This window comes from Flavobacterium sp. NPDC079362, assembly GCF_050267765.1.
GTDB classification, from domain to species: domain Bacteria; phylum Bacteroidota; class Bacteroidia; order Flavobacteriales; family Flavobacteriaceae; genus Flavobacterium; species Flavobacterium azizsancarii.
On sequence record NZ_JBNNFM010000002.1, the window covers coordinates 19355 to 42655 of the forward strand.

The 23301-nt window shown below is 32.5% G+C and carries 25 protein-coding genes; 12 read left to right on the forward strand and 13 right to left on the reverse strand.

Translation table 11 applies throughout. The features are described from left to right. The first annotated feature begins 153 nt into the window (after nt 1-153). From ACQKCJ_RS02250 to ACQKCJ_RS02265, 4 genes are all read left to right on the forward strand, one after another. Nucleotides 154-756, forward strand: a complete 603-nt coding sequence (locus ACQKCJ_RS02250) for a murein L,D-transpeptidase catalytic domain-containing protein (RefSeq protein ID WP_271334702.1) — start codon at nt 154-156, stop codon at nt 754-756. 121 nt (nt 757-877) lie between these two features. Next, nucleotides 878-1480, forward strand: coding sequence for a murein L,D-transpeptidase catalytic domain-containing protein (locus tag ACQKCJ_RS02255; RefSeq protein ID WP_427401264.1), 603 nt, complete (start codon nt 878-880; stop codon nt 1478-1480). A gap of 35 nt (nt 1481-1515) precedes the next feature. Continuing rightward, the gene (gene cmk, locus ACQKCJ_RS02260) at nt 1516-2208 is read left to right on the forward strand and encodes a (d)CMP kinase (protein ID WP_271334704.1); all 693 of its coding nucleotides are present in this window, start codon (nt 1516-1518) and stop codon (nt 2206-2208) included. Nucleotides 2209-2276: 68 nt separating this feature from the next. After that, a complete protein-coding gene (locus ACQKCJ_RS02265) occupies nt 2277-3653 on the forward strand; it encodes a nucleoside permease (RefSeq protein WP_427401265.1) in 1377 nt (458 codons plus the stop codon). 68 nt (nt 3654-3721) lie between these two features. On the opposite strand, the gene dctP is transcribed toward ACQKCJ_RS02265, so the two are convergent. The 3 genes from dctP to ACQKCJ_RS02280 all read right to left on the reverse strand — a co-directional run bounded on the left by dctP (nt 3722) and on the right by ACQKCJ_RS02280 (nt 5493). Beyond that, complete coding sequence (gene dctP, locus ACQKCJ_RS02270) at nt 3722-4183, reverse strand: TRAP transporter substrate-binding protein DctP (protein ID WP_271334706.1); 462 nt, start codon at nt 4181-4183, stop codon at nt 3722-3724. Further along, entirely contained in the window at nt 4156-4689 is a 534-nt protein-coding gene (locus ACQKCJ_RS02275; protein ID WP_427401266.1) for a hypothetical protein, read from the reverse strand. The genes dctP and ACQKCJ_RS02275 overlap by 28 nt, the downstream gene beginning before the upstream one ends. Nucleotides 4690-4977: 288 nt before the next feature. Beyond that, nucleotides 4978-5493 carry a hypothetical protein gene (locus tag ACQKCJ_RS02280; RefSeq protein WP_427401267.1) on the reverse strand — a complete coding sequence of 172 codons (516 nt, stop codon included), beginning with the start codon at nt 5491-5493 and terminating at the stop codon, nt 4978-4980. An 86-nt stretch (nt 5494-5579) separates the two neighbouring features. Here ACQKCJ_RS02280 and ACQKCJ_RS02285 point away from each other — a divergent pair, with 86 nt between their 5' ends. Further along, nucleotides 5580-6122, forward strand: coding sequence for a hypothetical protein (locus ACQKCJ_RS02285; RefSeq protein ID WP_427401268.1), 543 nt, complete (start codon nt 5580-5582; stop codon nt 6120-6122). Between the two features lie 362 nt (nt 6123-6484). Continuing rightward, nucleotides 6485-8263 carry a 30S ribosomal protein S1 gene (gene rpsA, locus ACQKCJ_RS02290; RefSeq protein WP_271334710.1) on the forward strand — a complete coding sequence of 593 codons (1779 nt, stop codon included), beginning with the start codon at nt 6485-6487 and terminating at the stop codon, nt 8261-8263. A gap of 302 nt (nt 8264-8565) precedes the next feature. Here rpsA and ACQKCJ_RS02295 read toward each other — a convergent pair whose 3' ends face one another. Next, nucleotides 8566-9096 (reverse strand): ExbD/TolR family protein, encoded by a 531-nt coding sequence (locus tag ACQKCJ_RS02295; RefSeq protein ID WP_271334711.1) that lies wholly within the window; start codon nt 9094-9096, stop codon nt 8566-8568. Nucleotides 9097-9191: 95 nt separating this feature from the next. Then, nucleotides 9192-10124: a cation diffusion facilitator family transporter gene (locus ACQKCJ_RS02300; RefSeq protein WP_271334712.1), complete on the reverse strand. Its 933-nt coding sequence runs from the start codon at nt 10122-10124 to the stop codon at nt 9192-9194. A gap of 212 nt (nt 10125-10336) precedes the next feature. Here ACQKCJ_RS02300 and ACQKCJ_RS02305 point away from each other — a divergent pair, with 212 nt between their 5' ends. After that, complete coding sequence (locus ACQKCJ_RS02305) at nt 10337-10891, forward strand: fasciclin domain-containing protein (protein ID WP_271334713.1); 555 nt, start codon at nt 10337-10339, stop codon at nt 10889-10891. 94 nt (nt 10892-10985) lie between these two features. Here ACQKCJ_RS02305 and ACQKCJ_RS02310 read toward each other — a convergent pair whose 3' ends face one another. The 6 genes from ACQKCJ_RS02310 to ACQKCJ_RS02335 all read right to left on the reverse strand — a co-directional run bounded on the left by ACQKCJ_RS02310 (nt 10986) and on the right by ACQKCJ_RS02335 (nt 17605). Next, on the reverse strand, nt 10986-11831 hold the full coding sequence (locus ACQKCJ_RS02310; protein ID WP_271334714.1) for an EamA family transporter: 846 nt from the start codon (nt 11829-11831) through the stop codon (nt 10986-10988). Between the two features lie 107 nt (nt 11832-11938). After that, complete coding sequence (locus ACQKCJ_RS02315) at nt 11939-12079, reverse strand: SsrA-binding protein (protein ID WP_264537765.1); 141 nt, start codon at nt 12077-12079, stop codon at nt 11939-11941. 138 nt (nt 12080-12217) lie between these two features. Next, nucleotides 12218-13993 carry a M56 family metallopeptidase gene (locus ACQKCJ_RS02320; RefSeq protein ID WP_427401269.1) on the reverse strand — a complete coding sequence of 592 codons (1776 nt, stop codon included), beginning with the start codon at nt 13991-13993 and terminating at the stop codon, nt 12218-12220. Between the two features lie 69 nt (nt 13994-14062). Further along, the gene (locus tag ACQKCJ_RS02325; protein WP_427401270.1) at nt 14063-15706 is read right to left on the reverse strand and encodes a M56 family metallopeptidase; all 1644 of its coding nucleotides are present in this window, start codon (nt 15704-15706) and stop codon (nt 14063-14065) included. A gap of 6 nt (nt 15707-15712) precedes the next feature. After that, complete coding sequence (locus ACQKCJ_RS02330) at nt 15713-16081, reverse strand: BlaI/MecI/CopY family transcriptional regulator (RefSeq protein WP_271334717.1); 369 nt, start codon at nt 16079-16081, stop codon at nt 15713-15715. A 306-nt stretch (nt 16082-16387) separates the two neighbouring features. Then, nucleotides 16388-17605 (reverse strand): MDR family MFS transporter, encoded by a 1218-nt coding sequence (locus ACQKCJ_RS02335; protein WP_271334718.1) that lies wholly within the window; start codon nt 17603-17605, stop codon nt 16388-16390. 97 nt (nt 17606-17702) lie between these two features. Between ACQKCJ_RS02335 and ACQKCJ_RS02340 the strand changes: the two genes are divergently transcribed. The 5 genes from ACQKCJ_RS02340 to ACQKCJ_RS02360 all read left to right on the forward strand — a co-directional run bounded on the left by ACQKCJ_RS02340 (nt 17703) and on the right by ACQKCJ_RS02360 (nt 21756). Continuing rightward, a complete protein-coding gene (locus ACQKCJ_RS02340) occupies nt 17703-18302 on the forward strand; it encodes a DUF1684 domain-containing protein (RefSeq protein WP_427401271.1) in 600 nt (199 codons plus the stop codon). Beyond that, nucleotides 18302-18967, forward strand: coding sequence for a TatD family hydrolase (locus ACQKCJ_RS02345; protein ID WP_427401272.1), 666 nt, complete (start codon nt 18302-18304; stop codon nt 18965-18967). Before ACQKCJ_RS02340 ends, ACQKCJ_RS02345 begins: the two co-directional genes overlap by 1 nt. A 343-nt stretch (nt 18968-19310) precedes the next feature. Next, the gene (locus tag ACQKCJ_RS02350; RefSeq protein ID WP_271334721.1) at nt 19311-20027 is read left to right on the forward strand and encodes a tRNA threonylcarbamoyladenosine dehydratase; all 717 of its coding nucleotides are present in this window, start codon (nt 19311-19313) and stop codon (nt 20025-20027) included. A 154-nt stretch (nt 20028-20181) separates the two neighbouring features. Next, nucleotides 20182-20844, forward strand: coding sequence for an HAD family hydrolase (locus tag ACQKCJ_RS02355; protein ID WP_271334722.1), 663 nt, complete (start codon nt 20182-20184; stop codon nt 20842-20844). Nucleotides 20845-20913: 69 nt separating this feature from the next. Next, a complete protein-coding gene (locus ACQKCJ_RS02360; RefSeq protein ID WP_271334723.1) occupies nt 20914-21756 on the forward strand; it encodes a DUF2911 domain-containing protein in 843 nt (280 codons plus the stop codon). A 145-nt stretch (nt 21757-21901) separates the two neighbouring features. On the opposite strand, the gene ACQKCJ_RS02365 is transcribed toward ACQKCJ_RS02360, so the two are convergent. Beyond that, nucleotides 21902-22531, reverse strand: coding sequence for an MCP four helix bundle domain-containing protein (locus ACQKCJ_RS02365; protein ID WP_271334724.1), 630 nt, complete (start codon nt 22529-22531; stop codon nt 21902-21904). 272 nt (nt 22532-22803) lie between these two features. Beyond that, the gene (locus tag ACQKCJ_RS02370; protein WP_271334725.1) at nt 22804-23295 is read right to left on the reverse strand and encodes a hypothetical protein; all 492 of its coding nucleotides are present in this window, start codon (nt 23293-23295) and stop codon (nt 22804-22806) included. Nucleotides 23296-23301 lie beyond the last annotated feature (6 nt).

Here is a 23301-nt window from a genome sequence, read left to right on the forward strand (position 1 = left end):
TGTAAATTTGGCGCTGGTAATTCCTGATCCTCAGGAGTTTCATCAGTTTTGGTTTAAAAGTGAAAAAGTTAAAGTTTAATTATTCGTATTCAAGATATATATTGGCAACTAACACAAGTCTTTTTAGTCTAATCTTAAATTTTCAATAGTTATATGAAAATAATCAGTTTGTTTTTATTTGTGACTGTAGGGTTTTTTACGGCCTCAAAACATTACTTTAAAGAAGATGATGTGATGACTACTGTGGAAGTAGAAAGAATGAATACCAGAGTGAGCGAAATACGAAACATGATTAGTATTGATCCTAAGTACAATACTAAGATTGCTTTTTTTGTTGACATGAGAATACCATCAGGCAAAAATCGCTTTTTTGTTTATGACCTTGTAAACAATAAGATAATAGATCAAGGCCTTGTTGCTCACGGTTCCGGATCTGAAACGGGAGTAAAAGGAAGTCTGAGATTTAGTAATACACCCAATTCAAATTGCACAGCATTAGGTAGATATGCTATAGGAAAATGTTATAAGGGAGGATTTGGCAAAGCTTATAAATTAAGCGGTTTGGATCAAACTAATGACAATGCTTTGTCGAGAGCTATTGTTTTGCATTATTATTCAGCAGTTCCATATGAGGAGCAGGATTATTATATCAGTAATAGCCATGGGTGCCCAATGGTTAACGAGCAATTCTTTAAGAGAATCGAAAAAATAATAGATACTTCTAAGTCAAATATCGTTTTGGATATTTACTATTAAATACTTCACACAACTTATATTCTTGTGCTTGGTTTGCTATTGAGATAGTTCTCAATAGTGAGTGCTTATTTCTGGCAATTGGTCTTTTTAAAATCTTTAATAAATTAACTGTAAGCATAATATGAAGAAGATTTTTTTTGTTTTTCTTTTAATGTTATCGCTTTTTATTGGATATGTAATTATTTTTAAAAAGAAAGATTTCTCTTTGCTTAATACGAAAAGTATTGACATAGCTCAGATCGATGCTGTTAAAAAGATCGTAAACAGTAGCGCAAAGTATAATAAAAATTTTGTTTTTTTTATTGATATGAAAGTGCACTCAGGTAAGTTTCGTTTTTTTGTTTATGATTTAAAAAATAATAAAATAATCGACAGAGGAATCGTTGCGCATGGTTCCGGTTCTGAAACGGGAATCAAAGGAAAGCTTAAATTTAGTAATATCCCAAATTCACTAAGTACTTCATTAGGCACATATTCTATAGGAAATCGGTATTACGGGAAGTTTGGGAAATCTTACAGACTACACGGATTAGACGCGACAAATAGTAATGCATTTAGTCGTGATATTGTATTTCATTATTATTTTGATGTTCCATATAAAGAACAGGATAACTATATTTGCAACAGTTACGGTTGTCCTATGGTAAATAAAAAATATTTTGACCGAATCGCTCAAATAATCGATAACTCAAAATCACATATTGTTATGAGTATTTATTATTAAGAGCCATAACTATTTAAACTTTAAAAAATAAAACATTGAAAAAAATTACGGTTGCTATTGATGGATTTTCATCAACAGGAAAAAGCACTTTAGCAAAACAATTAGCAAAAGAGTTGGAGTATGTTTATGTCGATACCGGAGCAATGTATCGCGCCGTTGCTTACTTTGCAATGCAAAATCACTTTATAGGTACTGACTCTTTTGACAAAAAAGCCCTGGTTGATGCTTTGCCAAAAATTCAATTAGAGTTTAAATTCAATGCTGATTTAGGGTTTGGCGAAATGTACCTGAATGGCGAAAACGTTGAAAAGCAAATTAGAACTATAGAGGTTTCCAGTTTTGTCAGTAAAGTAGCAGAAGTTTCTGAAGTGCGTTCTAAATTGGTAGAACAACAAAAAGAAATGGGGAAAAACAAAGGAATAGTTATGGATGGCAGGGATATAGGAACGGTTGTTTTTCCGAATGCCGAACTTAAAATTTTCATGACTGCAAGTGCTGAAACCCGTGCACAAAGACGTTTTGATGAGTTACAGGAAAAAGGAGATGATGTATCTTATGAGGATGTTTTAAAAAATGTAGTCGAGAGAGATTATATAGATACACACCGTGAAGATTCGCCTTTAATAATTGCTGATGATGCAATAGAAATAGATAATTCCTACTTAAATAGAGAAGAGCAATTTTCAGCTGTTTTAGAATTGATAAATGATGTTGTTAAAACGAATTAAATTTTTGTAGATATTTATTTTAATGGTAGTTTTACCGCTTCATTTATTAAAAAAGACAATTTCATCATATGGGAATTAAAAACAGGTTGATTATAATGAGCTTTCTTCAATTTTTTGTTTGGGGAGCCTGGCTTATAACAATTGGAAATTATTGGTTTGGAACTAAAAATTGGGAAGGAACCCAATTTGGTCTTGTTTTTGGAACCATGGGAATCGCTTCCTTATTTATGCCCACTCTTACCGGAATTATTGCAGATAGATGGATAAACGCAGAAAAGTTATATGGTTTTTTACATATAATCTATGCATTGGTTTTATTTGGCATTGCTCAAGTTACTACACCGGATAATTTTATATACGTAATGTTTGCTGCAATGTGCTGTTATATGCCAACAATTGCTTTGAGTAATTCAATTTCGTATACTTCACTAAAATTAAATAATAAAAACATAGTAAAAGATTTTCCGCCTATTCGTGTTTGGGGAACTATTGGTTTTATTGCTGCAATGTGGATTACTAATTTAAGTGGAAGTAAAGCAACTGAATATCAGTTTTATATTGCCGGAGTTGGTGCGTTAATTCTTGGTGTTTATGCTTTTACATTGCCAAAATGTGCACCACAGCGATTGACTAAAGAAGATGCTACGTTAGTAGAAACTTTAGGTCTGGAAGCTTTTAAGCTATTTGGAAATTATAAAATGGCTTTATTTTTTGTGTTTTCTATGTTTTTGGGAGGCGCATTACAATTGACAAATGCTTATGGAGATGTATTTCTGGATGAATTCAAACATTTTCCTAAATATGCAGATTCTTTTGTAATTCAATATTCGACTATTATTATGTCGATCTCTCAGGTTTCTGAAACTTTGTTTATTTTGGCAATTCCGTTTTTCTTAAGACGTTTTGGTATCAAACAAGTAATGCTAATTAGTATGCTGGCGTGGGTCTTGCGTTTCGGATTATTCGCTTTTGGAGATCCTGTAGGTGGTTTGTGGATGATTATTATGTCTTGTATTGTCTACGGTATGGCATTTGATTTCTTTAATATCTCCGGTTCATTATTCGTAGAAAGTAATACCGATTCTAAAATACGTTCATCAGCACAAGGGTTATTTATGATGATGACCAATGGAGTAGGAGCGGTTTTAGGAAGTTTAACTTCAGGTTGGGCTATTGATCGTTTCTTTACAAAATCATTTACTAATACAACTGAATTAGCAGGTTTTTTACAAACAGACAGCACGAATTCTAAAATGCTGGAATTTGTAAAAGGACAAGGAAACTCAATTTCGACAGACGGAATTTTCACAAATCCAATCTTAATGAAAGACTGGCATACAATCTGGTTGTCGTTTGCGGCTTATGCTTTGGTGATCGCAATTGCTTTTGCTGTTTTATTCAAGCATAAACATGACCCAAAGGAAATAGAAAATTTAAGTCATTAATGACTTTATAATATATAAAAATCCCGTTTTCGATTTATTGAAAACGGGATTTTTGTTTTTTGGAAATTTTACTTAGTGAAATCATTTAAAATAACGCTGACTTTTTCGACAATAGTACTGGCGTCTTTAATGTTTTTTGATTCTTGCTCTTTTGCCCAATTGCGTTGGACTTCTTTATAACGAGTCATGTCTTGCCATTCTTTAACTTCTTTAGATTTTAAAATTCGGATATTTACACCATCATTTTTCATGCTTTTTATCATAGCAGTAAAGATTTTATCCATTACAGCACCTAAAGTTTTATATGCACTTTCAGCAGCGCGTTGAATGGCTTGTTGGTCTTCTTTTGCAAGACTGTTCCATGTATCTTTATTCATGACCAGAAGATAAACGTGTCCTAGCCATAATTCTTTTGAAGCGACAACATTAGGAGCGACTTCATGAGCATTTATATCATGTCCGCTATCAATGTTTACCATAAGCCCGTCTAAAGTGCCTTCTTTCAAAGCACCATAAACTCCTTTGCCCATGGCATCGTAACAGGAATAGCTCCTGCATTTTGTAGAAAATCTTTGTGCCAAAAACTGGCAGATCGCCACTTTTCGCCCTTAATGTCCTGGAGATTATTTAATGGTTTTGTACTTAAGAAAGCTACTGGAAATCCAGTTGCAAAAAATACGTTGACTACGTTTTGTTTTTCTAATTCTTCCGGAAAAGCTGGAATTTTCTCATATACTTGACGAAAGAATTTTACTTGATTATCTCCGGTTGGACCTTTTGGAAAACTTTTAAAGATTTGATGTAAGGGCAGATTATTTGCTACATATTCAGGAACGACAATAGACATGTCTGTAGTATTATCTTTCCCCGTTGCTTGTAAAGCATCGTAGCCAGTTGCAATTTCGCTTCCCCAATGATCATCTATTTTTAAGCGTCCTTTTGATTCTTTTTCAATTGCAGGAAAGAAAACTTCTTTTATGAATCGGGTTCGCATTCCGCCGAGTGGTTCATGATCCGAATATTTTAGGATTTTCACTGTTGATTTTTGTGCATTAACTGATAAGATAATCATTGTGAATAGAGTGGAGAAAAATGTTTTTTTTCATTGTTTTTGCTTTTATATTTAAATAGGAGGCAAAATATAATTTTATTTATCACGCATTTGTCCCGAAACGGTTTAAATAATCTCAAAACTATCAAAATAAGACATAAAATTCTTATGTAATTAACTCTATTTGGTTTTAAACTTATTTATTAACAGATCTTTACATATAGTGAGTTCTATTGATTTTTAAAACCTGTTGAAGTTTGGCGTCTAAAAAAATTATGGCAATGACTCAATCAAATCTTCGACTTGTTTTTTCTGTATGGCGTATTTTTTTTGTAGTTCAGAACCTTCGCCCATTCGGTTGTAATATTCTAAGCCTTTTTGAGCGAAGAATTTCTTATGAAAGTTAGATATTTGAGGAACTTGCGGAAATAAATTGCGAAAGTTCATTTCATAATACGCTTGCCACTCCCGCTCGTTTTTATCCAATACGTATGGTTTTGCTGTTTTTTGATTGACATGAACCATTTCATGCACAATAAGAATCAGCATTAGTTCTAGTGGAAACTCAAAAGTGTTTTCTGGGATTCTGATAATTTGTGGTTCGCCAAATTCACCTTCAGTTGTCATTAGGATAAAGTCAGGTTTTGCTTTTTCTCTAAACTCAAATCTTTTTAAATTCTTGTTTTTGAGGTTGTACTTTTTTAAAAGCCAATAAACGGCGTTGATGACTTGTCCGTTTTGATGGAAAGTTTCAATTTTTAGTTTTATTTGGTCGAGTGTCATGGTCATAAAGTAAAAGTAAGTAATTAAAACTTATTGCATAAATTAGCCTACTTACTTTGATGAATAAAGAATTGTAAAAAATAAAAATATTTATGAGAAATTTAAAAGTGTTTTTTTTGATTTTTTCATTGTTGGCTTTTGCTTCTATATATGCTCATAAGGATAGAGGAGAGTATCCAAAAAGCGTTAAATTTATTTTTGATGACAAAGAGCCTTTAGTCTTGAATTACGATGATTCGAGATTAGGAAATATTTGTGATGAAATAATTTCCGGAAAAAGGAAATTAACTGAAGTGTATGTAACTTATAAAACAGGAGAAGTAGTAAATGTTAAATTTGATGGGGAAAATTGCACTTCAATTGATATAATGTGCAAAAATAAAAGAGTGTTTGTAGAAAAAAATATTTTGAAAAAAATTAAAGGAATTCATTTTTCAACACTCACTTTATCTTGGTCATCAGATTACGATAAAGCTTTTTCATCATCTTATTTTACAATAAGTTTTGATATGGGGACTGAGCGTTTTTATGATGAGTTTCCTAATGTACAATTGTTTTTTAAGAAGCAAGTATTTTCAAACGCAGAAGTTTGGAAGCAAATTAGTAAGAATGGGAGACAAGGGAGTAAATTATAATATTTTTATTTTTGCGTTATTAAATAGTTTAAATTCCTAATAATTTATAGTTTCTTAAAACCACAAAACCTCTAATCTAGCCCCGATAGAGCGGGTATCCTTTTTCTGGCTTCTTTAGACAGAAAAAGATAGGAGCGAGAGCGGGACTTCAGGCCTTGAAAACCCTTAAATTTGCTGCTCCTGAACAATAGAGTGATAATCATTTAGAATTGTTTTGCTATTACAGAAAAATGTATTAATTTTGCAAACCTTTTGGCAGAGAAGAGTTTCCATTAGGTATCAACTATTTATGTAAAACAACTTCTGTTTTTTCTATCGCTTTATGAAACTCAAGAAAAGCAGAATACAAATTTTTTATCAGCATGTCTGAACAATTAAAATCACAAGAAGAGTTTTTAGCAAATTTTAACTGGCATAACTTCGAAGAAGGTATCGATGCAGTAGATGAGAAAAACTTACAAGAATTCGAAGACTTAGTATCAAAAACTTTCATCGCTACAGATCAAGAAGAAGTAGTAGAAGGTGTAGTTGTTAGAATTACAGATAGAGACGTTATCGTTGATATCAATGCAAAATCGGAAGGTGTTATTTCTTTAAACGAATTCCGTTACAACCCAAACCTAAAAGTAGGTGACAAAGTAGAAGTATTAATCGACATCCGTGAGGATAAAACTGGTCAATTAGTATTATCTCACAGAAAAGCACGTACTATCAAATCTTGGGATAGAGTTATTTCTGCAAACGAAACAGGAGAAATCGTTAATGGTTTTGTAAAATGCAGAACTAAAGGTGGTATGATCGTTGACGTTTTTGGAATTGAAGCTTTCTTACCTGGTTCTCAAATTGACGTTAAGCCAATTAGAGACTACGATGTATACGTAAACAAAATGATGGAATTCAAAGTGGTAAAAATTAACCACGAATTCAAAAACGTTGTTGTATCTCATAAAGCGCTTATCGAAGCTGATATCGAAGTACAGAAAAAAGAAATCATCGGTCAATTACAAAAAGGACAAGTATTAGAAGGTGTTGTTAAAAACATTACTTCTTATGGTGTGTTTATTGACTTAGGTGGTGTTGATGGATTAATTCACATTACTGACCTTTCTTGGAGTAGAATCAACCACCCAAGTGAAGTTCTTGAATTAGACCAAAAATTAAACGTTGTAATCCTTGATTTCGATGATGAGAAAACAAGAATTCAATTAGGATTGAAACAATTAAACGCTCACCCATGGGACGCTTTAGATGCTAACTTAAACATTGGTGATAAAGTAAAAGGTAAAGTAGTTGTAATCGCTGATTACGGTGCATTTATCGAAGTTGCTGAAGGTGTTGAAGGTTTAATCCACGTTTCTGAAATGTCATGGTCAACTCATTTACGTTCTGCTCAGGATTTCGTAAAAGTTGGAGATGTTGTTGAAGCTGTTATCTTAACATTAGATAGAGATGACCGTAAAATGTCATTAGGTATCAAACAATTGACTCAGGATCCATGGACTGACATTACTTCTAAATACCCAGTAGGTTCTAAACATACAGGTATCGTTAGAAACTTTACAAACTTTGGTATTTTCGTAGAATTAGAAGAAGGAATTGATGGATTAATTTACATCTCTGACTTATCTTGGACTAAGAAAATCAAACACCCATCTGAATTTGTAAATGTTGGTGAGAAACTTGATGTAGTAGTATTAGAATTAGATGTTGAAGGACGTAAATTATCTTTAGGTCACAAACAAACTACTGCTAATCCTTGGGATCAATACGAAGATTCTTTCGCTGTAGGAACTATCCACAATGGTGAAATTTCTGAAATCGTTGACAAAGGAGCTACTGTAGAATTCGGAGATGATATCGTTGCTTTCATTCCTACTCGTCACCTTGAAAAAGAAGACGGAAAGAAATTGAAAAAAGGTGATACTGCTGATTTCAAAGTAATCGAATTTAACAAAGAATTCAAAAGAGTAGTTGCATCTCACACTGCTATCTTCCGTGAAGAAGAAGAGAAAAATGTAAAAACTCAAACTGAAAATACTTCATCTAACTCATCTACAAATGCACCAGCTGCAACTTTAGGAGATAACAATGATGTATTAGCTGCATTGAAAGCTAAAATGGAAAAAACTGAGAAAAAATAATTCTTAGTTTCCTCTAAATAGAAAGTCCCACAGCAATGTGGGACTTTTTTTATGTTATTTTGTTTCAGGTTTTGTTTGTTTTAAGTTTCAAGTTGTCACGCTCAGTGTCCCGAGGCTTCGGGAGAAGTGCATTTCTATTAGAAAGCAATATTTAAGCATTGAGATTAGAAATTTAGGAATTAATTTTTGTTTAATCAGGAGCTGTTTCCTGCTTTGCGCTTCAATCTTTTTATTTTTTAAAGGAAAAAATAAAAAGGATTTCCACTTCAATCAGGGCTAGGGCATTTGTTTTCAAAAGATATTTATTTTGAAGCCAATAATTTTGATTCTTCAGGAGTGTAATCATTTACAATCGCATAAGTTTCAATTTTAGCAATCGCCATTTCGTCAAGAATATCAACTAAATTTTTAAAGTTTGATTTTTTGCTTGGTTTTATAATTACAATCGGACCGTTTCTTGGTTTTCCAAGTGCTGCCGAATATTCATGAATAGTTTTACTTCTGCTAAAAAGTTCTTTACGGATTCCATTCTTTCCATAACTTAATTCTTTTGGACCTGTTATTGGAGTAAATAAAAGTCCGGAATAACTAATTACTTTATCATTATCATCTAGTAAAACTGTTATAATGCGGCTTGCATCTCCACCACAACTAATTACACGACTCCATTCTTCATCCAAATCTTTTGGAGGCAAACTTAAATCAGCGGTTTTAGGTTTCCTTAATTCAGTTGCAACCATAAAAAATATAATCAACAAAAAAGAAACGCTGACCATTGCGGTTAAATCAACCCTTGTACTTAACTTTTTACTTCTAACTTTATTTGGTATCATAATAAATCAAATTTTAAATAAATTAAGAACAGAACTGTTTTTACTAAAAATGTTAAATAAATATAATAATTTTAATATAGAAATGACATTTAATTTCAAATTGTTTTCCATTCCTGAAAATCAGGTTCAATATAGAGCCATTTTACATCAGGTCGTTTTGTTCGTAACTTTTCTTCGAAATCATTAATTAGTAAGCTAATACTTTGAGTATTGAGATCCGGAACAATTTTTATTTTAATGCATACCAAAACTTCTCCCGGGCCTTGCTGAACCGTTCTGCAATTTAATACTTCGGTGATATTATTTTCTGCCTTGGCTATTTCATGTATCATTTCTAAGATTTCAGGATCAGCACTTTCTCCAATCAATAATGACTTTACTTCACTTGCGAGAAAGATTGCAACGGCAATCAATACAAGGCCAATACAAAGAGAGCCAATAGCATCATAGCGGCTGTCACCTGTATAATGTGATACCAAAAGTGCAATTAAAGCGAGGAATAATCCTAAAACAGCTGCCGCATTTTCTCCAAATATAATAATCAAATCGCTGTCTTTTGTAACATGGAGATAACGAAAAAATGAAATTGCTTTTTTGCGTTTTTGGATTTCTTTAATGTTAGAAATTAAAGCATAACCTTCCATTAAAATTGAAAAAATAATAATTCCAATCGCCCAGCCAATATTGTGTACCGGTTCGGGATTGTTGTATTTATGCACACCTTCATAGACAGAAAACATTCCACCAATAGAAAATAACAGCATGGCTACCATAAAAGACCAAAAATAAACTGATTTTCCATATCCGAACGGATGTTCAGAGTCGGCATCTTTTTTAGCTTGTTTTACCCCAAGCAATAGTAAAAGCTGATTAGCACAATCTGCGGTAGAGTGAATAGTTTCAGCAAGCATTGCACCGGATCCGGTCATAAATGCAGCAAATCCTTTTGATACTGCAATGGCAACATTTACGAGTAAACTTTGTATAATATGTTTAGTTCCGTGATCGGATTGGTTTTGATTTTCCATTAAAATTAAATTTTATACTTAAAATTAGTAATAATAAAAAGACGAAAGCCCTTCTGAATTTAAAAATAATCAAAAATAATTTTAGGGATTAAAGGCTTGTTTTACAGCCTTCTTTGTGAATTTTTCAACTTTTTTTAATCTTTTTTAGATATTTAATAAAACCAAAACAATTATTACCCCGTAAATGAGCTTATAACTTAAAATATTTAATCATGAAAACTAGAAAATTTTTAGCCGTAGCAATTTTAGCATTAGGATTTGGATTTACTTCATTTGCACAGAAAACTGTAATGGTTGGCGGAGCTGCAATGTACCCAAACAAAAATATTATTGAAAATGCCGTAAACTCAAAAGACCACACGACATTAGTAGCTGCTGTAAAAGCTGCCGGATTAGTTGAAACACTAGAAGGCAAAGGACCATTCACCGTTTTTGCCCCAACAAATGCAGCGTTTGATAAATTACCAAAAGGTACTGTTGAAACATTATTGAAACCTGAAAACAAAAAAATGTTGCAAACAATCCTGACCTATCATGTTGTTGCAGGAAAAATGAATGCTTCTGATATTGCAAAAGCAATTAAAGCAGGAAAAGGAAAAGCTACTTTCAAAACTGTTAGCGGTGGAACTCTTACTGCCTGGATGAAAGGAAAAGATTTATACATCACTGACGAAAGCGGAAATAATGCTAAAGTTACGATTGCAGATGTAAATCAGTCTAACGGTGTAATTCATGTAGTTGATACTGTATTATTGCCAAAAAAATAATAGCTGTATTAATAAAAATTGCAATAATTAAAAATTCCAAATCCCAACTTTTAAATTGGAATTTGGAATTTTTGATTTTTAATCTTTTTAAGTTTTATCTTTTAGCTGTCAATGTTGATCCGGCAGAAGCTACAACCACACAAAACACAGCCAGAACTTCATAAAGGTCCAGTTTTTCCTGTAGAAATAAAAAGGCACAAATAGAAGCCGCTGCAGGCTCTAAGCTCATTAAAATACTAAAAGTTCGTGGAGGAAGTTGACCCAGGGCTTTCATTTCAAGCGTAAACGGAATAGCGCTTGACAGCAATGCCAATGCAACGCCCATACCAAAAAGTTTTGGAGTAAGATTGACCAATCCGTTTTCATAAAAACCAACAGGAAGAATTAAAATAGCAGCAAACAACATTCCGGTTGATACTGCTTGTCCTCCATTCATAATCTGAGAAACTTTACCTCCTAAAATAATATATGCTGCCCAAAAAGCACCGGCTAAGAGTGCAAAAGCAACCCCTAATATATCGACCCGATCATTTGACCAGGGGGCTATTAAGACAATTCCAGTTGCTGCAAGCAAAACCCAACAATAATCTATTAAACGCCTTGATCCAATAATGGCTACTAACAAAGGACCTATAAATTCTAATGTAACGGCTAAACCAATTGGAATTCTTTCTATTGCGAGATAAAAGATCAAATTCATGGCGCCTAAAGACAAACCGTACGGAACTACAATTTTCCATTGTTTTGGCGTAATGGCTTTTAGGTTTGGTCTATAGGCTATTAATAAAATTATTGCCGAAACCCCAATTCGAATTGATGCTGTTCCCGCAGCACCAATTGCAGGAAAAAGGCTTTTAGCAATTGCGGCTCCACATTGCACACTGACAATAGCTAAAAGTACGGCGTAAATAGGAGGGATATTGAATTCTTTATTTTTCATGAGAAAGATGTAATGAAATAAGAAATGTATTTAGAGTAAGCTATTTCTTATTTCTTAAAAAAGTGTTTTTTGAGCTTAAAATCAACTGTTTACCTATAAGGTTTGTATTATTCTAAAGCACGTTTTGTAACATAAGCACGATAACCAATAATAGCCATTTGCCATTTTTTGGCTTTAGAGATGTCCAGACCTTGTTTGGTAAAACTGGGCAGAAGGATTTTATTTATTTTGGCTAAAATTTTATACATGGAAGGTTAATTTTCCTCAAAGATATAAAAAAAGACTTTGCGGTTGGGCAAAGTCTTTCTTGGAGTTTTTCCTAGTATGTTACGCAGGAATTTATTCTGTTTTTTGAGTATTTAATTAAGATTTATGAGGGTTTAAAATTAAAATCTATTATTTTGTCTTTCTATTTTCTGAAGTTCCCTTTCATAAAGCAGGACATCTTTCTCGTGTTGTCTTTTGTTTATCTCCAGTCTCCTCATTTCCAGGTTCCGTTGTTTCATGCTGGTTTCGTATATTTTAGAATCCTTTCCATATTTTTGTTCCATCTCAATATTGAGCTTGTCCATATCACTACTAAACTTGTCCATGGCAAGATTGTATTTTGCCATTTCTTTTTCGTACGCAGCTTCTCTTTGCGACATGATTTCTTCTACTTGTTTTTCGTAAGCTGACATATCAGGCTGAAAAGTTTCCATCTTTTTCTCAAACTCAGCCATTTCTATTTCAAATTTAGCCATTGCTACTTTATCTTTACGATCTGCAGGCGCTATTGGGGGATTTGGCATTTTAGATATATCAGCATTTGGAGCTTGAGGTATTGGTTCGGTAGGGAAAGCAGGAAGAGCTGGAGGAGTTGGGGACACAGGAGAAGCTGGAAGAAGATTAGAACCATTCGTCTGGCTTATTTCTGCAATACGTTTTCTAATAGTCGCTGGTTCATCAATTAAACCATCAGTAAGCAAATTAATATTTTTTAAACCATCTTTAGTTGTAACTATAATTCCACAATTTTTAATCGCTTCATCTCCTTCTACCTCAATGCTCTGAGCATTTTCTGTCTCTTTATTGATATCAACTTTAATAGCTGTTAGCTCATTTTGAGTGTTTCGTTTTACATTTGATACCACCATATCAATATTATGATCTTTCTTTAATTTTTCGGCCATCTCCTTTAGTTCTTGATCGGTCGTGTTTTTTCGAATTTTTAAAACATAAACCGGAGTCTCATTTTGAGTATTCTCTTTAAGATCTTTTCTCTCTTTTTCTTGTGCTATTGTCCTGATTTGAAATAAAAGCACAAAAGCTATAAGTACTGGAATAATAGTATAGTATTTCCAGCAATTTCGTTTTTTTGATTGATTTTTGTTTAACATGACGATTCGTTTTTTGATTAATGATTGATAAAAATGATTGGTGATTGCAACACAACTTTCATGTGTTGTTATTTTTAAAAGCGTGTATTGGTACGCTTTTTTGTCTGATATTTTCTTCGCAGCTTCATTATCTGCAATGAACTCAAGATTTTGTAAAATCGCTTTTTTGTACATCCAAATTATCGGGTTGAACCAAAATAGTATACAGAATATTCTTGAAACTAAAACATCTACAGTATGATTTTGATCGCTATGTACTTTTTCGTGTTCGATAATATTTTCTAATTCTGAGGCCGTAAACATTGATGAGTTGTACACGATATAATCAAAATAAGAAAATGGAGCGATATTTTCTTTAATATCTACGAATTTAAAATCTGCCTGTTGTTGTACTTTTTTATCTTTTAAAACAGAATTTAAACTATAGAAATCAATAGCAAATTTTACTAATAAGGTTAAAAATCCTATGCTGTAAATGGCTAGTAAAATGTAACTCCAATTAATATCGAAAGATTCTATTTGGGCACTGCGATAGAAAGAAATCTGAGATTTGTTTAGAACTGAAATTGCATTTGTATTTAAAATCGAAACAGGCGCCGGATCGATCCAGACTATTTTAGTGAAAACTACAAAAGGTAAAATCAATGATGTGAATAAGCCGGCTAATAAAAACCACCTGTTGCTATTGAAGAAGGTTTCTTTGTCTAATAAAAAATAGTAAGCACAATAAAACAACACTAATAGCGCGCTCGATTTTATGATAAAAATAAAAAGTGCTTCCATAAAAATTGGATTATTTCTTCTTCTATAATTGGTTATTTACCGTGTGATCCGGATTTTTTTAAACTGAAACTATTTTCTGGTTTCAATTATAATAACGCCATTTTTTCCTTGTTCGCCATACTTTACAATTGCGTCAATTCCTTTATAAATTTCCATGCTTTTTATATTTAGCTCCTGAAGATCGTCAGTTGTTACTTTTTCATTAATAACGACACCATCTACAATTACTAATTGATCTAAATTTTTCTGAGACCCTGATTTTTTAGAAGATATCTTAACTGTAGTTCCTGATTTAGCATCATCATTCACATTTACAGTGACTGAACTATCGACATTTGTACTTGCATCAGTATTTACATTAGTTGTACTAGTGTTTGCACTAACATTTTTATTAGTATTAGAATTAGCTTTAACATTGTTATCAGAATTAGAATTGGTTTTTGTAGTGGTTGAATTAGTGTTATCGCTTGTGTTTACAACATTTTTCAGGTTTTTGCGAGCAACAATTTTTTGATCTTTATCTGTTTCATCAGCCGTACGAATACCTACTTTTTTGCTGCCATCGTTGTCTGTTGTAACAATTATTCCAAAATCCTGGATCGTTTTATTTCCTCCAGTCTGAATAGATTGTGTTTGCTGATTTCCGTTTTTGATATCAATTTTAAGTGATGTTAAATCGCTTAAAGAATTTCTCTTAATTTCAGAAGCTTCAAAGTCAACATTATGAATTGTTTTTAATTTCTCTTTGATTTCTTTTAATTCAGCATCGGTAGAATTCTTTTTGATTTTATAAACGTCCACAGATTTAATTTTTCCAGAAAGCTCTTTTATAATTTGCTGTCTCTCTTTTGCAATAACTTCAATTTGAAATAAAAGTACAAAAGCTGCAAGTGCTGGAATTACAACACAAAATTTCCATGAATTTCTCTTTTTTGATTGATTTTTGTTTAACATAATGATTCGTTTTTTGATTAATGATTGATAAAAATGATTGGTAATGGCAACACAGTTTTCATGTGTTGTTATTTTTAAAAGCGTGTATTGATATGCTTTTTTATCGGATATTTTTTGTGCAGCTTCATTATCTGCAATGAATTCAAGATTTTGCAGGATCGCTTTTTTGTAAAGCCAAACTATAGGATTAAACCAGAATAAGACACAAAAGATTCTTGATATTAACACGTCGATAGTATGATTTTGCTCACTATGCACTTTTTCATGTTCAATAATACTTTCTAATTCTATTGCAGTATACAGTGATGAGTTGTACACGATATAGTCGAAATAAGAAAAAGGCGCAATATTTTGATTTGTATCAATGAATTTAAAATCAGCTTGTTGTTTTACTTTTTTACCTTTTAAAACAGTATTTAAACTATAGAAATCGATAGCGAATTTTATTAATAACGCGAGGAATCCAATACTGTAAAGGGAAAGCAAAACTACATTGAGATTAATTTGCAAAACACTATTTTCAATATTTTGCACTTCATTAATTTCAGAAAAGTTTATATTGGAAATTGGAGCAGGAGCAACCCAGACAATTTTAGTATAAACTATGAATGGTAAGATTATCGAAGTAAATAAACCGGACAATAAAAACCATCTGTTATTATTGAAAAAAGTCTCTTTGCGCAATAAAAAATAATAAGCGCAATAAAACAAAGCCAGTAATGCACTTGATTTTCCGATAAATATGAAAAGTGTTTCCATAAGGGATTATTTTTCTTCGTTAGGATTTTCAATCATGGCCAGGATTTCACGTAATTCGGCTGCTGAAATTTTTTCTTCTTTAGCAAAAAATGAAACCATGTTTTTATATGAGCTATTAAAATAGTTATCAATGGCAGTATTCATATATTTTTTGCTGTAAGCCTCCAATGTTATTACAGGATAATACTGGTGCGTGTTTCCAAAAGCGTTATGAGCAACAAAACCTTTTTCTTCAAGATTACGCACAATAGTCGAAAGTGTATTATAATGTGGCTGGTCTTCAGTGATTTCTGCCTGAATTTCTTTTACGAATGCTTTTTTGAGCTTCCATAAAATCTGCATGATTTCCTCTTCTTTGTTTGTTAACTTTTGCATGTTTTCTAATTTTAATTCAAACGTACAACTATATTTATAGTTACGCAACTATAAATATAGTTATTTAACTAAAAAAGACGTTTGGTCTGATTTTAAAGTATAGAAAATAGTGCTTTAGCCTTGTAAATCCGGAGGTTGAAATAGGAGTGAAAAAAATAACCGCAAAACGCGCGAAGATTTTAAAATTAAGTAGTTTTATAAAAACGCAAAGTTCGCAAAGCTACATTTGATAAAAGCTTTGCAAACTTTGAGCTGTCAAGATTATTCCGGATAAAATCTTATAGACCTGTGTGGTAAAATTTAGTTTTAAGAGATTTTTTCTCTGAGCAATTCTTTTTTGATCCAAAAGCAACACAGCGTTGCAATAACTCCAATGCAGGCCATAAAAAGCCAATTGATTTGGTAACCTAATCGAGAGATAATCTCGAAACCAACTTTAGAACTAATAATATGTGCTAAACTAAAACTCATTGTATAAAGCGCCATATAACGTCCTTCCTGTCCACGTGGCGCACGGCTTAATGCAAAAGCATTAGAAAACGGAAAAGTCAGGATCTCTCCAATCGAGATACAAATCATACTAATAACAAGAATTCCGGCCCAAACATTTATTAATAATAAAAAGAAGCTCGAAGCCATAACAAAAGACCCCAGAATAATTATTCTTATTTTAGGAAAACCTTTTCTCTCCATATAACCAACTGTTGGCATTTCGAGAGCAAATATTAAAAGTCCGTTTAAAGTCATCAATAAACCCGTTTGAAATTCGGTTAAGCCAAATTTTTCATTGTGATATAAAGGTAACGTAGTAAAAAGCTGAAAGAAAATCATAGCCGTCACAAAACTCACGAATAAGAAAACCCAAAAGATTTTATCATGAAAAACTGATTTTATATCTGCTGCACTTTCCGCTTTATCTTCATGCACCGTTTTTTTCTTCTCCTTAACTAATAAGGCAAAAATCGAAATCGAAACAATACACGATGCACCATCAATCCAGAACAATCCTGAATATCCAATTCCCATAATAATTAAACCTCCTAAAGCAGGTCCTGCAGCAAAACCCAGATTTACCGCTAAACGTACCAAAGTCAAAGCACGGGTTCTGTTTTCGGGTTTTGCATACGCACCCAAAGAAACAAACATCGCCGGCCTGAACATATCTGCAATAGTCATTAAACAAAACATTGCGAAACATAAAGTCCAAAAAGTAGTGATATATTGAATAAAGAAAAGTGAAACTCCGCTCGTAAACAAACTAAAAATCATGATTTTATAAAAACCAATTTTATCAGATAATTTTCCACCCAGCCACGAACCTAACATTGACCCAAGACCAAACGCAACCATAATCCAACCAACTTGATTATAAGTAAAATGAAGGTCTTCTTTTAAATATTTTGACAGAAAAGGAAGTACCATCGTTCCGGCACGATTTATAAATGTAACAATTGCGAGTATCCAAATTTCTCTTGAAAATCCTTTAAAATTATTGATATAGTGACTAAAAGCGGTTTTGAGCATTACAAATATGTTATTTGCAACAAAGTTAAGAAACTTTGTAGAGATCATCCGTTGCTGCTTTGTTACTTTTAAACTATTTTTGCTCAAAATTTCGAAGATGAAAAATGTTATTGCTTTTCTTGTATTGTTACTTGTAAATTTCTGTTTTGGCCAGAATAAATTTGATCAGAAAGAAATTGAAAAATTTCAAAAGAAGATAAACTCAGAATATGCTGATCCTAAAGAAAGTCCGTTAATGGAAGAAGATTTAAAAACTTTTAAATCGCTGGATTTTTTTCCTGTAAATTCCAACTACTTCGTGAATGCAAAATTTGAAAAGGCAAAGGACGAAAAGGTTTTTGAAATGAAAACTACAGGAACGAGAACACCAAAATATATAAAATACGGAACTTTGTATTTTACGATAGATGGTGTTGCTCTTAAACTGAATGTCTATAGAAATATTGAGCTTTCGAAAAAGAAAGAATATAAAGATCATTTGTTCCTTCCTTTCTCAGATTTAACCAGTGGTAAGGAAAGTTATATTGGAGGAAGATATATCGATTTGAAAATACCGAAAGGGAATACGATCGCAGTCGATTTTAATCAGGCGTACAATCCGTATTGTGCTTATAATCATAAATATTCATGTCCTTTAGTTCCTTTAGAAAATGATTTGAGTGTAGCAATTAATGCAGGTGTAAAAACATTTCACTAATGGAATTTTTTAATTGTCATACACATCAATTCACGAATGAAGCTCATATTTTGGAATTAGTAAATCAATATCCAAATGAGTTTGATGTTTCGATTCCTTTTTATTCCATAGGAATTCATCCGTGGTATATTAAAGATGAGAGAATTGATGAGGATTTGAGAATTATAGAAGAAAAATTACAAACTGAAAATTGTCTGGCAATTGGTGAATGTGGTTTAGACAAACGAATTGAAATTCCGTTAGAGAAACAAATTATAGTTTTCGAAAAGCAATTAGCTTTGGCTGAAAAATATAGTAAACCTGTAGTAATACATTGTGTCGCTGCCTTTCAGGAAGTAATTGCGATTAAAAAGAAGCTGAATATCTCTGTTCCGATGATTATTCATGGTTTTTCTAAAAATAGTCAAATTGCGAATCAACTCATTAAAGATGGCTTTTATATTTCGTTTGGGAAATATTTACTTAAAAAACCAGATTTAAAAACTGTTTTTCAGGATATTCCAAACGATCGGTTTTTTCTTGAAACGGATACGATCGAAGAAGGAATTAGCGAAGTTTATAATGTAGCATCAGAATATAAAAATATAACAATTAATGAATTACAAGAGATTATCTCAAGTAATTATAGAAAAGTGTTTGAGAAGGAGAATATAGAGAAAAGATAATAAAGAATAGAAGAAAGAAGCAAGATTAGCTATTGGGTTTGTTGAAAGTTGGCGAATCTAAATATAGAAAAGTGTTTGAGAAGGAGAATATAGAGAAAAGAGAATAGATAATAGAGAATAGAAGAAAGAAGCAAGATTAGCTGTTGGGTTTGTTGAAAGCTGGCGAGTCTAAATATAGAAAAGTGTTTGACAAGGAGAATATAGAGAATAGAGAATAGAATATAAAGAAAAGAGAATAGAGAATAGAAGAAAGAAGCAAGATTAGCTGTTGGGTTTGTTGAAAGCTGGCGAATCTTAACTTGAAGCAAAATTTTAAAACAAGTAAAAAATAACAAAATAACATATGGCAGAGTGGACAGAAAGAGCCGAGCTTTTATTTACAAAAGAGGGATTACATAACTTGCAAAACTCGAATGTTTTGGTAGTCGGATTAGGAGGAGTTGGATCATTTGCTGCTGAATTTTTGGCAAGAGCAGGAGTAGGGAGCATGACTATTGTAGATGGAGATGTAGTGGATATCACGAATATTAACCGACAATTACCGGCACTAAATTCTACAGTTGGGCAACCTAAAATAACCATTGTTGGAGACCGTTTGATGGATATTAATCCTGAATTGAAACTAACACGCGTGCAGGAATTTTTATCTCCGGAAAGAGCTTTTGAAATCATTTCACCTGATTTTGATTATGTACTGGATTGTATTGACAGTGTAACTCCAAAATTGAATTTAATCATTGGAGCAAAACGTAAAAGGGTTAAAATCATTAGCAGTATGGGCGCTGGTGGAAAAATGTTAGCGTCTAAAGTAAAAGTGAGTGATATTTCTAAAACTATGAATTGCTTTCTTTCTAAAGCCATTAGAAAACGATTAAAAGGAGAAAATATTAATAAATTGAAAGTGGTTTTCTCTTCTGAAATCCAAGACGAAAAAAGCCTAAAACTGACTGACGGGAAAAACTTTAAAAAATCGTTTTATGGAACCAACAGTTATATGCCAGGATTATTTGGCCTGTATGCTGCCGAAACTGTGATCAGATATTTGTTGAAGAAAGAATAGATTTATTTTAGGTTTCAGGTTTTATTTGTTTCAAGTTCTGAACACGGCAATTTTTGTCAAAGTTTTAAACTTTAACAAGGATATCACAAGGGAGAAACCTGAAACAAAAAAACTTAGAGCCTTCGCAACTCAGAACCTTAGTAACTTAAAAAAAATGATAAAAACAGTAATTTTTGATATGGATGGTGTAATTGTTGACACTGAGCCTGTTCACCGTTATGCCTATTACAAACAATTTTCTGAATTAGAAATAGAAGTAACCGAAGAAATGTATACTTCGTTTACCGGATTTTCGACTCGTAATACGTTTCAGACCCTAAAAGGATTTTTTCCAACGATACAGCACGAGGTAGAAGATCTGATACAAAGAAAGAGAAGCATATTTAATGATGCTTTTGATACTAAAGAAGATTTGTATTTATTAGAAGGTGTCGAAAATCTTATTAAAGATTTATATGCGAGCGGAATACAATTGATTTTAGCTTCATCAGCTTCAAAAGTAACCATTGAACGTGTTTTTACGAGATTCAATTTACATCAGTATTTTACGGATATTGTGAGTGGGGAAGATTTTCCGCAGTCAAAACCAAATCCGGCCATTTTTTTGCACGCCGCTTCATTATCAATAGCTCCAAAAGAAGAGTGTATCATCATTGAGGACAGTACAAATGGGGTAAAAGCGGCAAAAGCGGCAGGTATCTTTTGTGTTGGTTATAACAGCCATCATTCTAAATTGCAGGATCTATCTGAGGCAGATATAATTATAAATAATTTTAACGAGTTAAATGCTCAAAAAATATCACAGTTACAGGGCTGAATTATAGAAAATTTAACATTTGTTCAGTATTTGAAGTTGTAAATTTGAACAAACAAAATATACTCAAACATGAAAAAACTACTTATTGCATTGGCCATTGTTTTGGCTCCATTTGCTACAGAAGCACAAATAAAAACACCACAAGCGAGTCCGAAAGGTTATATTAAGCAAACTGTAGGATTAACTGATGTCGAAGTTACATATTCCAGACCAGGCGCCAGAGGTAGAGCGGTATTTGGAAATTTAGTTCCGTTTGGTAAATTATGGAGAACCGGAGCTAACGAAAACACAATCATTAATTTTAGTGATGATGTTGTGATCGATGGCAAAACATTGAAGAAAGGAAAATATGCAATTTATACAATTCCGAAAATAGAAAGCTGGGAAGTGATTTTTTACCTTTCTACTGACAACTGGGGATTGCCTGAAAATTGGAGCGATTCGTATGTAGCTTTGAGAACTACGGTAAAAGAAGATGCTTTATCAACACCTCTTGAGACTTTTACGATTGGAATTAATGGTTTAGATCCAAACTTTGGATATCTGGACATGGCTTGGGAAAACTCTCATGTAGCCTTAAAATTTGAAGTTCCTACTGCAAAAATTGCAACGGCAAGTATCGAAAAAACATTAGCAGGACCAACATCTAACGACTATTTTGCTGCAGCGACATATTTGTTTCAATCTAATGGAAACATCGAAACAGCCAGAACTTACGTAGATAAATCATTAGATATGAGTACTGAGAAACCATACTTTATACTAAGATTAAAAGCACAGATCCAGGCAAAACAAGGTGATAAAAAAGGAGCTGTTGAAACTGCAAAAGCTTCTCTTGCTGCTGCTGAAGCTGCTAATAATCAGGATTACGTAAAATTGAATAAAGACAGTATTGCTGAATGGAGCAGATAATAATTCTTTGAATTATTAAAATCTAAATATTAAAAATCCAAATTCTAAACTTGTTGAAGTTTGGAATTTGGATTTTTTTTTGGTGATTTTCCAGTATAAACGATCTTGTAATTAAGGGAGAAGATACAAAACCGAAAAAAGTGAATTAGTTCATACTTGGCGGCTCCGGAATTTTGATACTTCTCTTAATTTTTTTTACGATTAACAGATAAAAAGTGATTCCGCCCAAAATTATAAGCAACGCAATTTGCAATTGACCCAGACTGTTATTTTTACTATACATAGCATTAGCGCTTGCCAATTTTGCCTTTCCTTCCTGGATCTGGATTTGCGATAAAGATTCTAAAGTCGTTAAAGCATAATGACTTAGGTTGGCAATCTTGCTCCAGTCTTTGTTAACCACTTGTTTGTCAATTTCTTTACACGTACTTAAGAGAATATCGAAATATTGTTTTTCTTTATTGGTCAGTACAGTCTTTGCGTATAAATCATCAATATTATGAATAATACTCAAAGTATGAATGATCTCGTCCTTTTTGATATTATCGCTTAAATCGAGTTTTTCCGCTTCGGCTTTTATGAAATGAAGCTCTTTTGAATATTGAAAAATATAGTGCGCTACAACCAATCGGTCGTTATAAATTTCATTAATATTTTTGTTTACGTTTTTTGAATTTTGCAGTGTATTAAAATTCCCCAGCAAAATGATCAGCATCACAATAAGTAAAATAAAAGCGGCCTTAGTTTTATTGCTATATCTCTTCAGGTCCTTCATAGTGATGTGTTTTTGCTAATTTGTAAATACTTAGTTTCTCAAAGATATAATTTTTGGGGTAGAATCAAAATGTTTTAGCTTTTACAATCTTTGGTAAAGTTTTAAAGTTTAGCGAAGATATGTTGAACGTCAATAAACAGAGTATGGTATTTTAGGATTATAATTTTCGGGAGCAATTTCCAGCTATTCACTTGTATCTTTTCCTTGCTAAAGGAGCAAGAAAAAGGATACCGCTTCTATCTGGGCTAGGGAATCTCTTTTTAAAAGAAAATTTATCTAAGAGAGTTTTTATTAATCAATTGCATTGTCTGCTTGTTTACAATGTCAGCACCTTCTCTTAAAAACGCCGGATTTGTACATTCTCCGTAACTGATGTAAACAATATTGTTATCGTCCTCCAGATTTTTATTTCTCTCCTTAGCAGTTCTGGAACTATCCAAACCCATAATCAATATAGCGGGAGTATTTTCATTATAAAGTTGTGTTGCAATTCCTATTAGTCTATTTTCAGCTGCAAATTGTATATCTTTCTCAGGATATGCTAAAAGATGCATGCAATACAAAAGAGAACAAAGTTTTGCATCTTTAAGAGCAGGATACTTCTCTAAAATCTCAGAACCCTGATTCAAATTATCAAAACATTTTGTAAAAAGTTGATATGAGATCGAATTGTCTTCAATTTCGCGACTCTGAGCAGTAGCATTTTGACTTTTTACCTGAGAGCATAAAATTAGTAATAGTAGGGAAAGAAATTTTTCGATCATAATTCA